A 19,019-nucleotide genomic window follows, 5' to 3' on the forward strand; every position below is an offset into this window, starting at 1 on the left:
CCCCGGAGGCAAAAAGTTTGCCTCCGGGGCAAAGTAAGCGCCGGGCGGTCAGCGGTGGGCGACCGCCTGCTTCACCAGTGTCCTGCCGAACTCCCACATCAGGCCACCGCCGCCGTGTGCGTCGTCCATCACGGCGGTGAAGGCGGTCACGAAGCGTTCCACCTCCGGCTCACCGATGACCAGCGGCGGGATCAGCTTGATCACCTCCAGATGGTCCCCGGAGACCTGGGTGAGGATGCGGTGCCGCTGCAGCAGCGGTACCACGACCATCTGCGCGAACAGCCCCTTGCGCGCCGCTTGGAGCATCGTCCAGCGGCTGCGCAGGCCGAGCGACTTCGGGCGGCCGAACTCGATGCCGATCATCAGCCCGCGGCCGCGGACCTCGTGCAGCAGCTCGTAGCGCTCCACCAGGGCGGCCAGCCGCGTGCGCAGCAGGTCGCCACTGGCCCGGGCGTTGGACACGATCCGCTCGTCCTCCATCACGGACAGCGTCGCCAGGCCCGCCACCATCGCCTGCGCGTTGGACCCGAAGCTGGCCGAGTGGACCAGCACCCGGTCCATGGAGGAGTAGACCTTCTTGAAGATCCAGTCCTTGCCGAGCGTGGCGCCGACCGGCACGTACCCCCCGGAGAGCGCCTTGCTGACGCACACCAGGTCCGGTTCCACGCCCTCCTCGTGCTGGTAGGCGAAGAAGTCGCCGGTGCGGCCGAGGCCGGTCTGCACCTCGTCCGCGATCAGCAGGGCCTTGTGCCGGTGCAGCAGGTCCTGCGCGGCCCGCAGATAGCCGGGTGGCGCCGCGTGGACGCCCTTGCCCTGGATGGGCTCGACGATCAGCGCCGCCACGTCGCCGCGGGCCAGCTCCCGCTCCAGGGCCGCGAGGTCGCCCAGCGGCACCGCCGTGTCCGGCAGCAGCGGGGCGAAGCCGTCGCGGAAGCCACCCTCGCCGTTGACGGACAGGGAGCCTGTCGTCAGCCCGTGGAAGGCGTGGTCGCAGTAGAGCACCCGCGGCCTGCCGGTGACGAAGCGGGCGAACTTCAGGGCCGTCTCCACCGCCTCCGTGCCGCTGTTGCCGAAGAACACCCGGTCCAGGTGCGGGGTGTACGACAGCAGCTTCTCCGCGAGCAGTCCGGGCAGCGGCTGGCAGTCGAAGCGCGTGAGGTCGGCCAGACCGGCGTCCAGGACGTCGTGCAGGGCCTTGCGGACCACGGGGTGGTGGCGGCCGAGGCCCATCACCCCGAACCCGGCGAGCATGTCCAGGTAGTCCTGGCCCTCGTCGTCCCAGAAGTACGCCCCCTCCGCCCGCTCGTAGACCCTGTCGAAGCCGATGGTGTGCAGCATCCGCGGCAGTTGGTGGTTGAGGTACCGGCCGTGCAGGTCGTAGCGCTCCGCGCCCCGCTCGGCCAGCAGCGTCGCCAGGTCGAAGCCCTTCGGCTCAGGATCGGGCGGTGTCATCGCTCGTGTACTCCTCGGTCCGTTGCTCCGTGTGCGCCCCGATACGGGCGAGGGTCGCGCCGATGCGGCCCGCGATCTCCGCCGGCGTGAGCCCGATGTCGGCCAGCAGTTCGCCGCGCTTGGCGTGGGCGAGGAACTGCTGCGGGATGCCGAAGTCCCGCACCGGCACATCCGTGTCGGCGTCCCGCAGGGCCTGGGCCACGGCCGAACCGACCCCACCCGCACGGCCGTTGTCCTCGACCACGGCCACCATGCGGTGCTCTGCGGCCAGCCCCGGCAGGGCCGCGTCCAGCGGCTTGACCCAGCGGGGGTCGACGACGGTGACGCCGATGCCGCGCTCGCGCAGCAGGGCGGCCGCGGCCAGGCAGACGTGCCCCAGTGCGCCCACGGAGACCATGAGGACGTCGGGCCGCTCACCGCGGTGCAGGACGTCCATGCCGCCGACCCGGTCGATGGCCGGCAACGCCTCGCCGACCGTCTCCTTCGGGAACCGGACGACCGTCGGCGCGTCGGCCACGTCGAGCGCCTCGCGCAACTGGGCGCGCAACTGGTCGGCGTCGCGCGGGGCGGCGATCCGCATCCCGGGCACGACCTGGAGGATCGACAGGTCCCACATGCCGTTGTGCGAGGCGCCGTCGTCGCCCGTCACCCCGGCCCGGTCCAGGACGAAGGTGACCCCGCACTTGTGCAGCGCGACGTCCATCAGCACCTGGTCGAAGGCCCGGTTGAGGAACGTCGCGTAGACCGCGACGACCGGGTGCAGGCCACCGGTGGCCAGACCCGCGGCCGAGACCGCGGCGTGCTGCTCGGCGATGCCCACGTCGTACACGCGGTCCGGGAAGGCCCTGGCGAACTTCTCCAGGCCCACCGGCTGGAGCATCGCCGCGGTGATGGCCACGACGTCCTTGCGCTCGGCACCGATCTTCAGCATCTCGTCGCCGAAGACCGAGGTCCACTTCGGGCCGCTCGACGGGGTCAGCGGCTCGCAGGTCAACGGGTCCATGGCGCCCACCGCGTGGAAGCGGTCGGCCTCGTCGCGCTCGGCGAAGGCGTACCCGCGGCCCTTCTCGGTGAGGCAGTGCAGAAGGACCGGCCCGCTGAAGCGCCGGGCCCGGCGCAGCGCGGACTCCACCGCCGCGACGTCGTGGCCGTCGATGGGGCCGACGTACTTCAGGCCCAGGTCCTCGAACATGCCCTGGGGCGCGAAGGCGTCCTTGAAGCCCTTCTTCGCCCCGTGCAGGGACTCGTACAGCGGCTTGCCGACGACCGGGGTCTGGTGGAGCACCTGCTTGCCCCAGGCGAGGAAGCGCTCGTAGCCGTCGGTGGTGCGCAGCGTGGCCAGGTGGTTGGCCAGGCCGCCGATGGTCGGCGCGTAGGAGCGCTCGTTGTCGTTGACGACGACGATGAGCGGGCGGTCCTTCGCGGCGGCGATGTTGTTCAGCGCCTCCCAGGCCATGCCACCGGTCAGCGCGCCGTCACCGATCACGGCCACCACGTGGTCCTGGCGGCCGAGCACCTGGTTGGCCTTGGCGAGCCCGTCCGCCCAGCCCAGCACCGTGGAGGCGTGGCTGTTCTCGATGACGTCGTGCTCGGACTCGGCGCGCGACGGATAGCCGGACAGCCCCCCCTTGCCGCGCAGTTTGGAGAAGTCCTGACGACCCGTCAAAATCTTGTGCACATAGGACTGGTGACCCGTGTCCCACAGGATCCGGTCGGCCGGCGAGTCGAAGACCCGGTGCAGCGCGATCGTCAGCTCGACCACGCCGAGGTTCGGCCCCAGATGGCCACCGGTTCTGGCGACCGCCTGCACCAGGAAGTCACGGATCTCCACCGCGAGTTCGTCCAGCCGCTCCTGCGGGAGGACCTTCAGATCGCGCGGACCACGGATGTTTTCGAGCAGCGACACTTTCCCACCTCGCTCCCCTCCGGGAATGGTTCGCTCAACTCACACTGATCTGCGGCTCCCCTGACGGGACTCCGTCGGCCTCCATCTGCTCGGCGAGCTTCATGGCCTCCTCGATGAGGGTCTCCACGATCTTCGACTCCGGCACGGTCTTGATGACCTCGCCCTTCACGAAGATCTGCCCCTTGCCGTTGCCCGAGGCCACCCCCAGGTCCGCCTCGCGCGCCTCACCCGGACCGTTGACGACACAGCCCATCACCGCGACCCGCAGCGGGACCTCCATGCCCTCGAGCCCCGCCGTCACCTGATCGGCCAGCTTGTACACATCCACCTGGGCCCGCCCGCACGACGGGCACGACACGATCTCCAGCCGCCGCTGCCGCAGATTCAGCGACTCCAGGATCTGGATACCGACCTTGACCTCCTCCGCCGGAGGAGCCGACAACGACACCCGGATCGTGTCCCCGATCCCCTCGCTCAGCAGCGCACCGAACGCCACCGCCGACTTGATCGTCCCCTGGAACGCCGGACCCGCCTCGGTCACCCCCAGGTGCAGCGGGTAGTCGCACTGCGCCGCCAGCAGACGGTAGGCGTTGACCATCACCACCGGGTCGTTGTGCTTCACCGAGATCTTGATGTCCCGGAAGCCGTGCTCCTCGAACAGCGAGCACTCCCACAACGCCGACTCCACCAGCGCCTCGGGAGTCGCCTTGCCGTACTTCTCCAGCAGACGCCGGTCCAGCGACCCGGCGTTCACCCCGATCCGGATCGGCGTGCCCGCGTCGGAGGCCGCCCTCGCGATCTCCTTCACCTTGTCGTCGAACTGCCGGATGTTGCCCGGGTTCACCCGCACCGCCGCACAACCCGCGTCGATCGCCGCGAACACGTACTTCGGCTGGAAATGGATGTCCGCGATCACCGGGATCTGCGACTTCCTCGCGATCTGCGGCAGCGCGTCCGCGTCGTCCTGCGAAGGACACGCCACCCGGACGATCTGGCAGCCCGCCGCCGTCAGTTCCGCGATCTGCTGCAGGGTCGCGTTGACGTCGGCGGTCAGTGTGGTCGTCATCGACTGGACGGAGACCGGTGCGTCGCCGCCCACCGCCACCGGCCCGACCTGGATGCGCCGCGAACGGCGGCGCTCCGCGAGCGGTCGGGCCGGTACGGAGGGCAGGCCGAGCGACACGCGCCCGACTGCTGTCATCGCGACGTCACTTCCCGCGGTTTCCGGCGACGGTCTCGCGGCCGGCCCTGATGGACTCCTTCAGGGAGGTCATCGTGGCGAGGACGGCGGTCGGCTCGTAGCCGCAGTGCGCCATGCAGTTGGCGCAGCGCGGGTCCTTGCCGCGCCCGTACTTGCTCCAGTCGGTATCCTCGATGAGCTCCTTGTACGTGGTCACATACCCGTCGCTCATCAGGTAGCAGGGGCGCTGCCAGCCGAAGAGCGAGTAGTTGGGGATGGCCCACGCCGTGCAGGGGAAGTCGACCTTCCCCTCCAGGAAGTCCAGGAAGAGCGGGCTGTGGTTGAGCCGCCACCGCGCCCGGTTGCCGCCGGAGAAGGCCTTCCGGAACAGCTCCCGGGTCTGCTCGACGCCGAGGAAGTGCTCCTGGTCGGGAGCCTTCTCGTAGGCGTACGCCGGCGAGATCATCATCTCGTCGACCTCGAGCTCGTCATTGAGGAAGTTGAGCACCTCGATGATGGTCTGCGGGGTGTCGGTGTTGAAGAAGGTCGAATTCGTGGTGACCCGGAAACCGCGCCGCTTGGCCTCCTTGATCGCCTCGACGGCCTCGTCGAAGACGCCTTCCTTGGCCACCGATTCGTCGTGCCGTTCACGCAGACCGTCGATGTGCACGGCGAACGCGAAATAGCGCGACGGCGTGAACTTATCCAGCTTCTTGCGGAGCAGCATGGCGTTGGTGCAGAGGAAGACGTACTTCTTCTTCGCCACCAACTGCCGCACGATCTCGTCGATCTGCGGGTGCATCAGCGGTTCTCCACCGGCGATGGAGACCATCGGCGCACCGGATTCCAGTACCGCGCCGACCGCTTGGGCGACGGGCATGCGCTGCTTGAGCACCCCGGCGGGGTGTTGGATCTTCCCGCACCCCTCGCATGCGAGGTTGCAGGCGAAGAGCGGCTCCAGTTCGACGATGAGAGGGAACTTCTCGCGCCTGCGGAGCATTTTCTGTTCGAAGAGATAGGTGCCGACCCGGATGGACTGACGGAGAGGCATGGCCATCTAGCTCACCTCCAGGGGAGCGCGGTAGAGCGGTGCCAATCGAGAAACGCGGGAAAAAGATCCCTCAGTACACGGAACGCGGTGATTCCGGTGCGGAGGGTGCCGAGACGCACGAGCTCGAACTCGGGCGTGTCGACGACCACACGTGCCGCTGCGACGGGGCGTGGGCCCCGGGCGAGCGCGGCCCGCATCATCGCCGCCGACTCCATGTCGACGGCGATGGCACCGGTGGACCGGAGCGCCATACGCTCCGGTCCCCGTACGACATGGTCGGACTCCGCGAGCCGGCCGATGTGCACGGTGTGCCCGGCCGCCTTGAGCGCGGCGGCCAGTGTCGCACCGTCCTGCGGGCCGTCGGCGACCACCACGTCGCCGGGCCGCATTCCGGTGGCCAGTCCGGCACAGAAGCCGGTGGTGAGGACGGGGGCCCCGTCGAACGCGGGGTCGCGCAGCGCCTCGGTGACGGCGCGCTCGGCCGCCTGCGGCCCCATCCCCGTACGCACGAAGACGACCGGGGGTCCCTCCCCCTTGCCGCGACCCGGGTAGGGCCCCGCCGCGGCGCGTGCACGCCCGCCGCCGCGCAGTGCGAACCGTTCCATCCGCAGCGCGCAGACGATGAGCAGAGGTGGGCCGGACGGCCCCATCAGTCCTCCTTCCGTACTCCGCCGAAGGGCTCCCCGTGCACGTAGCGCCCGAGGGCGGTGAGCGGGAACACCATGCGGTAGAGGTGGTAGTTGATGGAGAAGTCCCGTGGGAACCCGGTCCCCGTGAAGTAGGGCTCGTCCCAGGAGCCGTCCTCCTTCTGCGTGTCGACGAGCCGGCGCACACCGCGCGTCACGGCCTCGCTCTCCCGCTCCCCGGCCGCCAGCAGGGCCATCAGCGCCCAGGCGGTCTGGGAGGGGGTCGACTCACCGCGGCCGACCCAGTCGGCGGAGGAGTAGGACCGCAGGTCCTCGCCCCAGCCGCCGTCCTCGTTCTGCACGGTCTCGAGCCAGGACACGGCCCGCCGGACGGCGGGGTGACTGCCCGGCAGTCCGGCCGCGACGAGGGCGGGGACCACCGACCCCGTGCCGTAGATGTAGTTGACGCCCCAGCGGCCGAACCAGGCGCCGTTCGGCTCCTGTTCGGCGAGCAGCCAGTCGATGCCGCGCCGGGTGTGGGGGTCCTGCCCCAGACCGAGGGCGGCCAGCATCTCGACCACGTGCGCGGTCACGTCGGCCGAGGGCGGGTCGATGACCTCGCCGAAGTCGCAGAAGGGCAGCCGGTTGGGGAAGGCGCTGGTGTTGTCGGCGTCGAACGCGCCCCATGCGCCGTTCTTGGACTGCATGCCCAGGTTCCAGCGCACGCCGCGCTCGACGGCGGACCGCACCCTGCCCGGCTCGGGGTGGTCGACCCGCAGCAGGGCGAGCACGACCTCCGCGGTGTCGTCGATGTCGGGGTAGGTGTCGTTCTCGAACTCGAACGCCCAGCCCCCGGACGGCAGGTCGGGCCGTTGCACGGCCCAGTCGCCGCGCTTGCTGATCTGCTCGCCGAGCATCCACTCGGCCGCCTTGACCAGGGCCGGGTCGTCGGCCGGGACCCCCGCGTCGGCGAGGGCGATGGCGGCCAGGCAGGTGTCCCAGACCGGTGACTGGCACGCCTCGATCATGCGCGTGTCCTCGTCCGGCCAGACGGCGAAGTCGTCGAGGGCCCGCAGGCCGGCGCGGAGCACGGGGTGGTCGAGGTCGTAGCCGAGCAGGTGGAGCGCGATCACCGAGTAGACGGCGGGGGGCTGGATACCGCCGAAGCAGCCGTCGTTCTCCTGCCGCTCGATGATCCAGCGGGCGGCGGAACGCAGCGCGGCCCGGCGCAGCGGACGGACGCTGACCTTGCGGTAGGCGTGCAGGGCCCGGTCGATCCGCTGGAACACCCCGTCCCAGCTGCCGAGGAAGGCACGTTTGACGGCTGGGTTCGGCCGCGCCGGATCGACGTGCAGTTCGTCGAGCCCGAAGGAGACCGGCCGCACCGGCCGGTGGGCCGCGACGACGGTGAGCGGCACGATGGTCTGCCGCGCCCAGCTGGCGAACGAGTAGATGTTCAGCGGGGCCCACTTGGGCAGGAACATCAGCTCGGGCGGCAGCTCGGGCAGATCCTCCCAGCGCCACCAGCCGAACAGCGCGAGCCAGATCCTGGTGAACACCCGGGCCCGCGCGACCCCGCCCTGCTCGCGCACGAAGGCGGAGGCCGCGGCCATCCACGGGTCGTCAGGCGCGTCCCCCGCGAGCCGGAGCGCGACATACGCCTCGACGGTGGCCGAGACATCGCCGGGGCCGCCGTGGAACGTCGGCCAGGCGCCGTCGCCGCGCTGCTGGGACCTGATCCAGCGGGCTGCCGCCGCGACGATCCGCTCGTCCTGGATCCCGAGGAACTGACGGAGCAGCAGATCCTCGGCGTCCATCGTCACATTGGTCTCGAGGTCGCCTTTCCACCATCCGTCAGGGTGCTGACGGGCCAGCAGATGGTCGGTGGCACGGCGCGCCGCGCGCGCGGCAGCCGCCTCGACGGGACGTGTCGTACCGTCCCGCGACGAACCGGGCGTCAGATGCGTCGGTCTGCCCGTCGTCTTCGTGCTGGCCGAGGGTGCCCCGGAGGCCGCGATGCCCCCGGAACCGCCGTCGGTCGTCGCTGTCATGGCTTCCCCTTTGCACAGTCGTTCCGTCTGCGGTGTTGGGGCTGCCGTCGGCCGTTACGCGCTCCCGGCCGGCGACGTACTGCGCTCCACTTGCGTCCTTACTTCTCGCGAACCACCACAAAATCCGCCAGGCCCACGAGCTTACGGCGAACTTCACCCGACATGTCCATTTTGTCGAGCGCGGAAATTGCGGTGGCGTACTGACGTCGGGCTTCCTGGGATGTCCACTCCCGACCCCCAGCCTCCTCGATCAACGCCGCCCTCGTCGCGAACTCTTCCTCGTCGAAGGACTCAATATCATTACGGTCCAACGAATCCGCGGCCTTCGCATCCGCTGCCAGCAGCTCGGCGAGCTGCTCCGAGGCCGGGCCCCCGGCGGCCAGCGCGGCGACGACCGGCAGCGACTTCTTGCGCTGGCGCAGGTCGCTCCAGGTCTGCTTGCCGGTCGCGGCCGGGTCGCCCCAGATGCCCAGCAGGTCGTCGATCGCCTGGAAGGCCAGGCCCAGGTGGTAGCCGTACTCCTCCAGAGCGTCGGCGTCCGCCTCGGAGGCGCCGCCGAGCACCGCACCGATGGAGGAGGCACAGGCCAGCAGGGCGCCGGTCTTGTTGCCCTCCATCTCCAGGCACTCCTCGACGGTGACCCTCTCGCGGTGCTCGAAGGAGATGTCCTGCGCCTGACCGTCGATCAGTTTCCGGGTGGCGGTGGTGATCCGCCGGGTCGCCCGGCCTGCCTCCGCGGTGCCCTGCTCCAGCAGGATCTCGTTCGCGAGCGCGAACAGCGCGTCGCCGACCAGGATGGCCTGGGCGGGACCGTGCACCTTCCACACCGTGTCGCGGTGCCGGCGCTGCTCGTCGCCGTCCATCAGGTCGTCGTGCAGCAGCGAGAAGTTGTGCACCAGCTCCACCGCGACCGCGCCGGGGATGCCCGTCTCGGGGCCCGCGCCCGCGGCCTCGGCGGAGAGCAGGGCGAGTGCGGGACGGACGGCCTTGCCGCTGTCACCGTGGGTGGGGTTGCCCGCGGCGTCGATCCACCCGAAGTGGTAGGCGGCGACGGTGTCCATGGGGGGTGCGAGACGGTCCACGGCGGCGCGCAGCACCGGCGTGGACAGCTCGCGGCCGCGCTCCAGGAGCGCGGTCACGGTCGCTCTGTCGACGCCCGCGTTCATCTGCTCGTGGCCAGCGGTCACAATGTCTCCTCTGGTTGCACTGGTGAGGCTCATGCCGGCTCCAGGCCTTCGATTTCGAAGGGGCGTGGGTCGAAGGGATGGCGGAGTGCGGTCAAAGCTGCTCGGGAGGCTTGCAAACCGCTGCGGACCGCGCTTTCCATGGTCGCGGGCCAGCCGGTGGCGGTCCACGCACCGGCGAGCCAGACGCCCGGCGCCCGGGTGCGGGGGCCGGGGCGCAGGGCGCCGACACCGGGGGCGGGCGCGAAGGTCGCCGTCCGCTCCCTGGTGACGAAGAAATCGCGTACGGCCGCGTCACGCGAGGCCGGGAGCAGCCGCTCCAACTCGGGCACGTAGCGCTTGCGCAGCTCTGCCACCGGGAGGTCGATCTCCTCCTCGGCCGCGGACTGGGACAGGGCGATGTACTGGCCGCCGGTGAGCCCTGAGGGCTCCGTACGGTCGAAGACCCATTGCACGGGGCTGCCGAGGGCCGCGAGGAAAGGCTGCCGCAGCACCTTGCGGTCGTAGACGACGTGGACGTTGAGGATCGGCGCGGTGCCGATGCGCAGCAGGGCGTCCGGGTCCTCCAGGGCGCCCGCGGGCAGCAGTCCGTGCGCCTCCTGCTGCGGGACGGCCAGCACCACGACGTCGGCGGTGATGCGCTCGGCGCGGCCGGGGCCGGTCTCGGCCTCGACCTCCCAGACGGCACCCTCGTCGTCCGCGCCGGACCGTACCGGCTCGGCCGCGTCCGTGCGGGTGACCGAGGTGACGCGGGCGCGCAGCAGGGTCCGCACCCCGGCCTTGTCCAGGGCCGTGCGGGCCCGGTCGTCGTGCAGTTCGCCGAGCGGCCGGGCGGCCCAGCCGATGTCGGCGGCGCCCGGGTCGGAGAGCAGGCCGGTCTTGAAGACCATCGCGGCCAGACCGAGCGAGGAGTTGCCCGCGGTGGCGTTGAGGGTCGCGACGCCGACCAGGTCCCACAGGGCCTCGATCGTGCGCGGCGACTGGCCGCGGCGGCTCAGCCAGCTGCCGAAGTCGACGGCGTCCAGGGCGGGGTCGGTGAGGTCCAGGCCGCGCAGCGCGAGCGCGGCCCGGCCGACGGAGGCCCGCTCGGCGAGCGACAGGTGCGGGTAGGTGGCCAGGCTCGCGGCCAGGTGCAGCGGCACCGGGAGCGCGGCGCGCCGCAACCGGCCGAGCCGCGGCCGCGCGCCGCCGACGTCCAGCACGGGCACATCGAGCCGGTTCTGCACGGTGACGAGGTCGGCCGCGTCGATCCGGTCCAGGAACCGCAGGTAGGCGTCGCAGCAGCGCAGGAAGACGTGCTGGCCGTTGTCGACGGTCAGGTCGCCGCGCCGGAAGGAGAACGCGAGGCCGCCCAGCCGGGGCCGTGCCTCCAGCACGGTGACGCGCAGTCCGGCGTCGGCCAGGGCCAGGGCCGCGGTCGTGCCCGCGAGCCCGCCACCGACCACGACGGCCGTGTGCTCAGCCATGCGCCCTCCCCCTCGGCCCGCCCCACGGGGCGCTCCGTACTGTTGCCGACAGTGACGCACCGGACACGGTGCCGGTTGCCACGGGGCGGAAAAACCCGTTCGCCCGCGGTGAGGTGGCTTCCGTACCCGGTTCGGACGCGCCGCCTGGAGCGGCAGCGGCGCCCGCGGCCGCTGGGGCGGGTGTCACACGCGCCTCCTGGCCGCCCGGCGGGCGTCGAGTCCCGCTAGGCCGCGGGCCGCGACGTACGCCTTCTCGTGGGCGGGCAGCGAGACCCGGCCGCGCAGTACGGCCTCGGGCTCGGCGGCGATGCGCTCCAGCAGCCGGCGGTAGATGCCCGCCATCGCCGCGACGCAGGCGCCGCTGCGGCGGTCCAGCATGGGGAGCAGCCGGTAGCCGTCGGCGAACAGGGCACGGGCCCGGCGCACCTCGAACTCCATCAGGCCGGCGAAGTCCGCGCCGGGCGGCGGGGTGTCGGAGTGGAACCCGTCCGAACAGCCGAACTTGGCAAGGTCGTTGGCGGGCAGGTAGGTCCGCCCGTTGGCCGCGTCCTCGCGCAGGTCCCGCAGTATGTTGGTGAGTTGCAGCGCGAGCCCGAGGGTGTCGGCGTACTCGGCGGCGCGCTCGCGTTCCTCCGCGGAGGTCGCCGTCCCGAAGACGCCGAGCGAGAGCCTGCCGATGGCCCCGGCGACGCAGCGGCAGTAGGCCGCCAGGTCCTCCCAGGTCTCGTACGTGTCGCCGCGCAGGTCCATCTGGACGCCGTCGATCAGCTCGTCGAGACCGCCGAGCGGGATCGGGAAGCGCCGGGCGGAGTCCGCGAGGGCCACCGCCACGGGGTCGGTGTCCTCCTCGGTGACCTCACCGGCGCGGACCCGGGCCAGCGCGGCGCGCGTCTGGTCCAGCCGGGCCTGCTTCTCGGCGGGCGCGAGGTCGCCGTCGCCGATGTCGTCGACCCGGCGGGAGAAGGCGTACAGAGCCGACATCGCCTGCCGTTTGGGAGTGGGCAGCAGCCGGATGCCGTAGGCGAAGTTGCGGGCTTCGTGGCCGGTGACGCTCTCGCAGTACGCGTAGGCGGCGAGCACCGGTCCGGACATGCGATCGGAGCCGTTCACTGTCCGGCTCACCCCTCTCTTCGCAATGTCGACCCCACCTCGCGCAGGAGGCTGTACTTGCCCGCCTTCGGCGGCCCTGGCAGCACGTCGTACCCGGCGTCCGCGATCGCCCGGAGGGCGGCGCGGCCTCCCCCGACGAACCCGGCGAGCAGCAGCCTGAGCCTGCCGTGGACGCTACCCACCAAGGGGGTGCCTTCATTCAGAAGATCGCGGGCGCGTTCCGCTTCATGGGCCACCAGCGCGCGCACCGATGCGCCCGCGGTCGCGGTGGTGAGATCGGTTTCGGTCACGCCGAAGCGCTTCATGTCCTCGGCGGGCAGGTAGATGCGGTCGCGGCCGAGGTCCTCGGTCACGTCCTGGAGATGCTCGACGATCTGCAGTGCGGTGCAGACCGCGTCCGAGTGGCGGATCCGCTCGGGGGTGGATGTGCCGGTGATGCCCAGGACGAGGCGGCCGACCGGGTTGGCCGAAAGCTCGCAGTAGGCGAGCAGGTCCTCGTACGTGGCGTAGCGGCGGACGATCTGGTCCTGCCGGTTGGCCTCCACGAGGCCGAGGAAGGGCTCCGGGGTGAGGCCGTGCCGCTGCACGGTGGGCCGCAGGGCGCGCAGCAGGGGGTGCCGGATCGTGTCCGGCGGGCCGTCGAAGACCCGGCGCAGATCGGCCTCGAAGGCGTCGAGCATGGCCAGGCGGTCGTCGGCCGCCTCGGCGGGCAGCCCCAGGCGCAGGGCGTCCTCACGGCCGCCGCCGGCCAGGTCTCCGTCGCCGATGTCGTCCACGAGCCGGGCGTAGCCGTAGATCGCCATGAGGTCGCCCCGCCAGGCGCGGGGCAGGAAGAACGGAGCGACCGGGAAGTTCTCCCTGGTCGCCTTGGCGAGCACGGCCTGTGAATGCGCGTCCGGAGCCGCGTCGCCCGTAGCCGCGGGGCGGAGGCCGGTCACCGTGGACGTCCCGGTGTCCGGGTGGTGGGCAGTTTCTCCCCAGGGGTCCACAGAGCCATAGCCGTCACATCCCCCGTTCTACACTGATAGCCCATAACACCCAATTTCGGACACGCCGCTGCCATATCTCCTGCTCCGGGCCACCGCGTACCCCAACCGACTCTCCGGACGTTTCGCCTGAGATCCGGCGATTGAGTACCGCTACAGCTTACGGCGCAGAGCGACCCGGGCGTGCGCCGGGGTGCACAACGATGTCGATCCGCAGGCTCCAACGCACATTCGGAGGGTCGCCTTCCAGGGTGCTGGCAAAGTCCCGTAAAAATCAGGAGCCACACAGGTCCCGAATGACCGTTTCCGCCACCTGTCCCACCAAGGCGGCCCCAACGCGCGATGAATTTTCGCGGTCAGCCGCGGCCGTACTCCTCTTCGGCCTTCCAGAAGTACACGAACCCACCCACACCGGTCGCCAGGGCCCAGCCCAGCGCCACGGCCCAGACGTGCGGGGGCAGCTGCTCCGCGGTGAAGCTGTCGATCAGCGCGAACCGCACGAGGTCGATGTAGACGGCGGCGGGATTCAGCTGGAGTGCCAGCTGGACCGGCGCGGGGGCGTGCGCCGTGAAGTGCGTGATGCTGTACATCACGCCGGAGGTGTACATCCATGTGCGCAGGATGAACGGCATCAGCTGAGCGAGGTCGGTCATCCTGCTGCCGAGCCGCGCCATGATCATCGCGAGACCCGCGTTGAACACCGACTGCAGTACCAGCGCCGGCACGGCCATCAGCCAGGCCGTCCGCGGCACCTCGCCGGTCATGAGCACGACAGCCAGCAGCACGAACATCGACATCAGCAGCTGCTGTAACTGCACCAGCGTGAACGCCAGCGGCAGCGAGGCGCGAGGGAAGTGCAGCGCCCGGATCAGGCCGAGGTTGCCGGATACCGAGCGGACCCCGGCCATCACCGAGGACTGGGTGTAGGTGAAGACGAAGACGCCCGTGACCAGGAACGCGATGAAGTTGTCCACCCCGCGGTCGGTGCCGAGCAGCAGGCCGAAGATGAAGTAGTACACGGCCGCGTTGAGCAGCGGCGTCAGCACCTGCCACAGCTGGCCCAGCCGGGCCTGGGTGTACTGCGCCGACGTCCGGGCCCGGGCGAACGACAAGATGAAGTGCCTGCGGCCCCACAGCAGCCGCACGTACGCGGCAAGGCCCGGCCGGGCGCCGCTCACGGCGAGCCCGTACTTGGCCGCGAGTTCGGCCGGAGTCAGGCGGTCGTCCGCGGACGACGCCGATCCGGCGCCCATGGCGAACGTACCGTCGTGCGTTGTCTCGCTCACTGTCGACACTTTCGTCCCGTGGGCGCGCATCCGGCCGGAAAGCGCCGGATGCGCGGTGTCCTGTCGACTTTCGAGCTTGTCAGATGATCGGGGGCCGGCCCAGTCGGGCGAGCCGCCAGACGGTGGACCATCGCATGGGCCGGCGCGGGCCGCACGGGGTCGACCAGCCCTCCCGGAACCCGCCGAACCAGGCGCGCAACGCCGGTCGCGACGGCCGCCGCAGCAGGGTCAGCAGCAGCCAGACCCCCAGATACGCCGGCACCAGCGGCCAGGGCAGATTGCGCCGGGCGAGCCACACGCGGTTGCGGGCCACCATGCGGTGGTAGACCGCGTGGCGGCTCGGGGCGGTCAGCGGGTGGTAGAGGACCATGTCCGAGCGGTAGTCGATCAGCCAGCCCGCGTCGAGGGCACGCCAGGCGAGGTCGGTCTCCTCATGGGCGTAGAAGAACTCGTCCGGCAGCCCCCCGACCTGCTGGAAGACCTCGGTGCGGACGGCGTTGGCCCCGCCCAGGAAGGTGGTGACGCGTGAGGAGCGCATCGGGTCCGAGGCCCGCAGCCGGGGGACGTGGCGGCGCTGGGTGACCCCGGACTCGGGATCGGCGATCCGGAAGCTGACGATGCCCAGGTGGGGGTCGTCGGCGAAAGCCTCGCGGACCAGCGCGCCGGTGTCCTCGTTGGGCAGCAGCCCGTCGTCGTCGAGGAACAGGAGGACGTCGACGTCCCGGCCGCCGGGCCCGAAGGCCTCTATGCCGACGTTGCGACCACCGGGGATGCCCAGGTTCTCGGGCAGCTCCACGGACCGCACACCGGGCGGCAGCTCGGGCAGCGGGGAACCGTTGCCGATGACGGCGACGTCGATCGCCGGGCCGGCCTGCTTGGCGACCGAGTCCAGCAGGTCACGCAGCTCGTCCGGGCGGTTGCCCATGGTGATGATCACCGCGCCGAGGCGCACCGACTCCGCCGACGTCCCCACCGCGATCACCTCAGCCTGTTCGAGGCGAGGATCGAGACCAGGTGCAGCAGCGTCTGCAGTACCGCGATGGCGGCCAGGGCGCACACCGCGATCCGGGTGAACAGCAGGTCGCCGTGGAAGGAGTCCGCGACGCCGGCCGCCAGGATCAGCAGCGAGGCCTCGACCCCGCCGACCAGGCGGTGGAACTTCAGGGCGGCCGCGGCGCGGCGGGCCAGTGCCAGACCGGAGGAACGCGGCACGGACGCCTCGTCCTGCACCGCGGCCAGGCCGCTGCGCGCCCGGGCCACGTCCACCAGATCGGTCTCCGCCTTGATCAGGATCGCGCCCAGCGCGGCCAGCGTCCCGAGGAACGCCCAGCCCCACCGGGTGCTCGCGCCGTCCTGGTGGAACAGGTCGGCGGCGCGCACGCCGAAGCCGATCAACAGCGCGGCCTCGGACAGGTAGTGGCCCACCCGGTCCAGGTAGACCCCGGTTATCGAGGTCTGTTTCCGCCAGCGGGCGACCTCGCCGTCCACGCAGTCCAGCAACAGGTACAGCTGGATCAGCAGGGCGGCGGCCACCGCTCCGGCGAGGCCCGGCACGAGAAGTGCCGCACCGGCCGCGATACCCGCGACGATCATGAGATATGTGAGCTGGTTGGGCGTCACCCGGCTGTTCACCAGATGGCGGGTCCAGTGCAGTGAGATCTCGCGCATGTAGATGCGCCCGGCCCAGTGCTCACCGCTGCGGCGGTCCTTCAGCCCTGCGGGGTGAACGACCGGCCGCAGCTCAGCTACCGATGGTTTTGGCATAGTCGGCGTAAGCGTCCCTGATCTCGTCGGTGGAAAGTTCCAGGTGCTCGAGGATCGTGTAGCGCCCGGGGCGGGTCTGCGGTGCGTAGACGACGGCCTTGACGAACTCGTCCTCGGTGAAGCCGATCTCGCCCGGCGTGACCGGCAGTCCATGGGTGCGCAGGGTCTCCGCGAAGAGCCCTGCCTGTTCCTCGGCGCCGCGCAGGAACATCGCGAACGCGGCGCCGATGCCGACCTGTTCACCGTGGGCGGCGGCACGTCGTGGGTACAGCAGGTCGATCGCGTGGCTGATCTCGTGGCAGGCGCCCGACGCGGGGCGGCTGTCGCCGCTGATCGACATGGCGATACCGGTGAGCACCAGCGCCTCGGCGAGCACGGTCAGGAACTCGTCGTCGCCTATCCCACCGGGGTGGCGCAGCACGGACTCGCCGGCGGTACGGGCCATCGCGGCGGCCAGGCCGTCGATCGGCTCGCCCGTCTCGCGGTGGGACAGCTCCCAGTCCGCGATGCAGGAGATGTTGGAGATCGCGTCGCCGATGCCGGAGCGCACGAAGCGGACCGGGGCCTCACGGATCACGTCGAGGTCGATCACCATGGCGATGGGGCTCGGCACGCCGTAGGAGCCGCGGCCGTTGTCGTTGTCCAGCGTGGACACCGGCGAACACAGGCCGTCGTGCGCCAGGTTGGTCGCGACGGCCACCACCGGCAGCCCGACGCGGGCGGCGGCGTACTTGGCGGCGTCGATGATCTTGCCGCCGCCCAGGGCCACCACCGCGTCGTAGCGCTTGCCGCGCATGGCCTCGGCGAGCCTGACGGCGCCGTCGATGGTGCCGCCGGCCACCTCGAACCAGTCGGCGGCGGGCAGGGCCGGGGCCAGCCGCTCCCGCAGCACCTGGCCGGAGCCGCCGCTGACCGCGACGGCCAGCCGGCCGGAGCTGGAGATGCGCTGGTCGGCCAGGACGCCCGCCAGGTCGTCGAGGGCTCCGGCACGGATGTCGACGACGACCGGCGAGGGAATGAGCCTCGTCAGTACCGGCACGCGATCTCCCGTGCCCGGTTCAGGTCGTCGTGGTTGTCGATCTCGACCCAGGGGACGTCGCCGATGGGCGCGACGTCGATACGCAGGCCCCGGTCGACCAGCTCCTGGTAGCCGTCCTCGTAGTACAGCTGCGGGTCGCGCTCGTAGGTCGTCCGCAGCGCGTCGGTGAGGTCGGCGGCGGCGGCGCCCTCGATGAGGGTGACCCCGATGTACTCGCCGCTGGCCGCGGCCGGGTCCATCAGCTTGGTGATCCGCCGCACGCCCTGCCCCTCGGCCGTGACGACCTTCATCTCCTCGTCGGCCAGGTCCTTGACCGTGTCCAGGGCGAGGATGATGCGGCGGGCGCCGCCGCGGGACTCCAGCAGGGTCTGCTCGACGGAGACGGGGTGCACGGTGTCGCCGTTGGCGAGGATCGCGCCCTCGGCCAGCACGTCACGGGCACACCACAGGGAGTAGGCGTTGTTCCACTCCTCGGCCTTGTCGTTCTCGACGAGGTGGAGCTTGACGCCGTACTTGGCCTCCAGCGCGGTCAGGCGCTCGCGCACGGCCTCCTTGCGGTAGCCCACGACGACGGCGGCGTCGGTCAGACCGACCTCGGCGAAGTTGCGGAGCGTCAGGTCCAGGACGGTCGTCCTGCCCTCGCCCGCCGGGTCCACCGGCACCAGGGCCTTGGGAAGGGTGTCGGTGTAGGGGCGCAGACGCCGTCCGGCGCCGGCCGCCAGCACGAGGCCGATCATGCGGGTTCTCCTGTTTCGTCGTGCACGGCGGGCGCCCCCGAGGACACCCGGAAGCGGATGCTCTCGGCAAGCACCGGCAGGGCCGGTGCGACGGCAAGAACCGTCAGCGCCACCGTGAATCCCGTGGTGTGTGCCAGGGCCACGCACGCGGCTGAGACCAGCAGCGTCCGTCCCTCGTGTCCGCCGCTCGCGCCTACCAGGGCCCGCGGGGGCGCCCCGGTCCCGCCGCGGATGCGGTACACCGTGTCGTAGTGATGGTAGGCGACCGCGGCAACCGGACGGAAAGCCGCGGGAAATGCTCCGTTCACCTTTGAGACAGCCGCGAGCGCCAGGGCGGTTCCGTACTCGGCCGCCCGAAGAAGGGGCGGGACCAGCCGGTCCAGGGCTCCCTTGAGCGGTCCGGCGACGGCAAGGCCCGAGGTGACGACGTGGACGGCGGCGGCCGCGAGCGGCCGCCGGTTGACCGCCGGGCCTGCCGGCGACGTGGCGATCATCACTGCCTCGCCCACCGCGGCGGCTGCCGGGAGACCGCGGCCGCGCGACAGGCGGGCGACGGCTTCGGCAAGGGGTCCGGTGTCGGCGAGTTCCGCGAGCGCGGCAGCGGCGCGGTCGGTGCGAACCGCTTCGTCGCACTGATCATCAACTGCGCCTTCGCAGCCTGCCGCACCACCGTCGGTCGCCTTCTGCACTCGCCGACCCGCAAGGATCGCGATCGGCCGCCGGCGTTCACCGATGGGCAGCACGATCATCCTGCGTATCCGCACCGTCCAGCCGGCCCGGCCGCGGCCCCCGGCCGGTGCCAGTGCCCGTACGAGCACGGGACGGGCGGCCGGCCGGCCGGACAGGGCGCCCGGCACGGCGGCGGCGTCGAGGTGTGCCGCGAAAGCACCGGCGTCGTCCGCCGCGACCACGCCGAAGCCGAGGCCGCGCAGATCGGCCTCGATCGGTGAACCCACGACCGGCGGACCGGTGAGGATGGCGGTCGACAGACGGACTCACTCCCTGGGAAACGCAGTGGACGGGTGGGGCGGCGCCGATCGGCGCCGAGCTCTGACACGCCTGCCGGACACCCGGTCGCGCCGTGACAGGGCGGCTGTGACGGCAGAGGTTATCGGATTCCCGGAAGGTTCCGTTCACCGGCGGTTTCCCTGGCCTTCGCACAGATGGTGTGATCATCATCA

The 19,019-nt window shown here is 71.2% G+C and carries 15 protein-coding genes and 1 pseudogene; all 16 read right to left on the minus strand.

All coding sequences use genetic code 11. The annotated features are described in order from the left end of the window. Positions 1-48: 48 nt before the first annotated feature. The gene (locus tag RV983_RS06465) at positions 49-1,452 is read right to left on the minus strand and encodes an aspartate aminotransferase family protein (RefSeq protein ID WP_475984813.1); all 1,404 of its coding nucleotides are present in this window, start codon (positions 1,450-1,452) and stop codon (positions 49-51) included. Beyond that, a complete protein-coding gene (gene dxs, locus RV983_RS06470; protein ID WP_475984814.1) occupies positions 1,433-3,358 on the minus strand; it encodes a 1-deoxy-D-xylulose-5-phosphate synthase in 1,926 nt (641 codons plus the stop codon). Before dxs ends, RV983_RS06465 begins: the two co-directional genes overlap by 20 nt. Before the next feature lie 34 nt (positions 3,359-3,392). After that, a complete protein-coding gene (gene ispG, locus RV983_RS06475; protein ID WP_475984815.1) occupies positions 3,393-4,559 on the minus strand; it encodes a flavodoxin-dependent (E)-4-hydroxy-3-methylbut-2-enyl-diphosphate synthase in 1,167 nt (388 codons plus the stop codon). A 7-nt stretch (positions 4,560-4,566) separates the two neighbouring features. Continuing rightward, complete coding sequence (gene hpnH, locus RV983_RS06480) at positions 4,567-5,595, minus strand: adenosyl-hopene transferase HpnH (protein ID WP_475984816.1); 1,029 nt, start codon at positions 5,593-5,595, stop codon at positions 4,567-4,569. 5 nt (positions 5,596-5,600) lie between these two features. Continuing rightward, positions 5,601-6,239 carry a phosphorylase family protein gene (locus RV983_RS06485; RefSeq protein ID WP_475984817.1) on the minus strand — a complete coding sequence of 213 codons (639 nt, stop codon included), beginning with the start codon at positions 6,237-6,239 and terminating at the stop codon, positions 5,601-5,603. Further along, positions 6,239-8,266, minus strand: coding sequence for a squalene--hopene cyclase (gene shc / locus RV983_RS06490; RefSeq protein WP_475984818.1), 2,028 nt, complete (start codon positions 8,264-8,266; stop codon positions 6,239-6,241). The genes RV983_RS06485 and shc overlap by 1 nt, the downstream gene beginning before the upstream one ends. A gap of 98 nt (positions 8,267-8,364) precedes the next feature. Further along, positions 8,365-9,486, minus strand: a complete 1,122-nt coding sequence (locus tag RV983_RS06495) for a polyprenyl synthetase family protein (RefSeq protein ID WP_475984819.1) — start codon at positions 9,484-9,486, stop codon at positions 8,365-8,367. Then, on the minus strand, positions 9,483-10,916 hold the full coding sequence (gene hpnE, locus RV983_RS06500; RefSeq protein WP_475984820.1) for a hydroxysqualene dehydroxylase HpnE: 1,434 nt from the start codon (positions 10,914-10,916) through the stop codon (positions 9,483-9,485). The genes RV983_RS06495 and hpnE overlap by 4 nt, the downstream gene beginning before the upstream one ends. Positions 10,917-11,099: 183 nt before the next feature. Beyond that, positions 11,100-12,008, minus strand: a complete 909-nt coding sequence (hpnD, locus tag RV983_RS06505; protein WP_475984821.1) for a presqualene diphosphate synthase HpnD — start codon at positions 12,006-12,008, stop codon at positions 11,100-11,102. A gap of 26 nt (positions 12,009-12,034) precedes the next feature. Beyond that, positions 12,035-12,964 carry a squalene synthase HpnC gene (gene hpnC, locus RV983_RS06510; protein WP_475984822.1) on the minus strand — a complete coding sequence of 310 codons (930 nt, stop codon included), beginning with the start codon at positions 12,962-12,964 and terminating at the stop codon, positions 12,035-12,037. A gap of 404 nt (positions 12,965-13,368) precedes the next feature. Beyond that, positions 13,369-14,298: an ABC transporter permease gene (locus RV983_RS06515; RefSeq protein WP_475984823.1), complete on the minus strand. Its 930-nt coding sequence runs from the start codon at positions 14,296-14,298 to the stop codon at positions 13,369-13,371. Between the two features lie 79 nt (positions 14,299-14,377). Next, complete coding sequence (locus tag RV983_RS06520) at positions 14,378-15,223, minus strand: glycosyltransferase family 2 protein (RefSeq protein WP_475990237.1); 846 nt, start codon at positions 15,221-15,223, stop codon at positions 14,378-14,380. Positions 15,224-15,276: 53 nt separating this feature from the next. After that, positions 15,277-16,062, minus strand: a complete 786-nt coding sequence (locus RV983_RS06525) for a CDP-alcohol phosphatidyltransferase family protein (RefSeq protein ID WP_475984824.1) — start codon at positions 16,060-16,062, stop codon at positions 15,277-15,279. Further along, positions 16,040-17,101, minus strand: coding sequence for an iron-containing alcohol dehydrogenase family protein (locus RV983_RS06530; protein ID WP_475984825.1), 1,062 nt, complete (start codon positions 17,099-17,101; stop codon positions 16,040-16,042). Before RV983_RS06530 ends, RV983_RS06525 begins: the two co-directional genes overlap by 23 nt. After that, on the minus strand, positions 17,089-17,838 hold the full coding sequence (locus RV983_RS06535; RefSeq protein ID WP_475984826.1) for a phosphocholine cytidylyltransferase family protein: 750 nt from the start codon (positions 17,836-17,838) through the stop codon (positions 17,089-17,091). Before RV983_RS06535 ends, RV983_RS06530 begins: the two co-directional genes overlap by 13 nt. Beyond that, positions 17,835-18,611: pseudogene (locus RV983_RS06540) on the minus strand (DUF5941 domain-containing protein); the annotation flags it as partial. The gene RV983_RS06535 and the pseudogene RV983_RS06540, both read right to left, overlap by 4 nt. Positions 18,612-19,019 lie beyond the last annotated feature (408 nt).

The organism is Streptomyces sp. RLA123 (assembly GCF_056270165.1).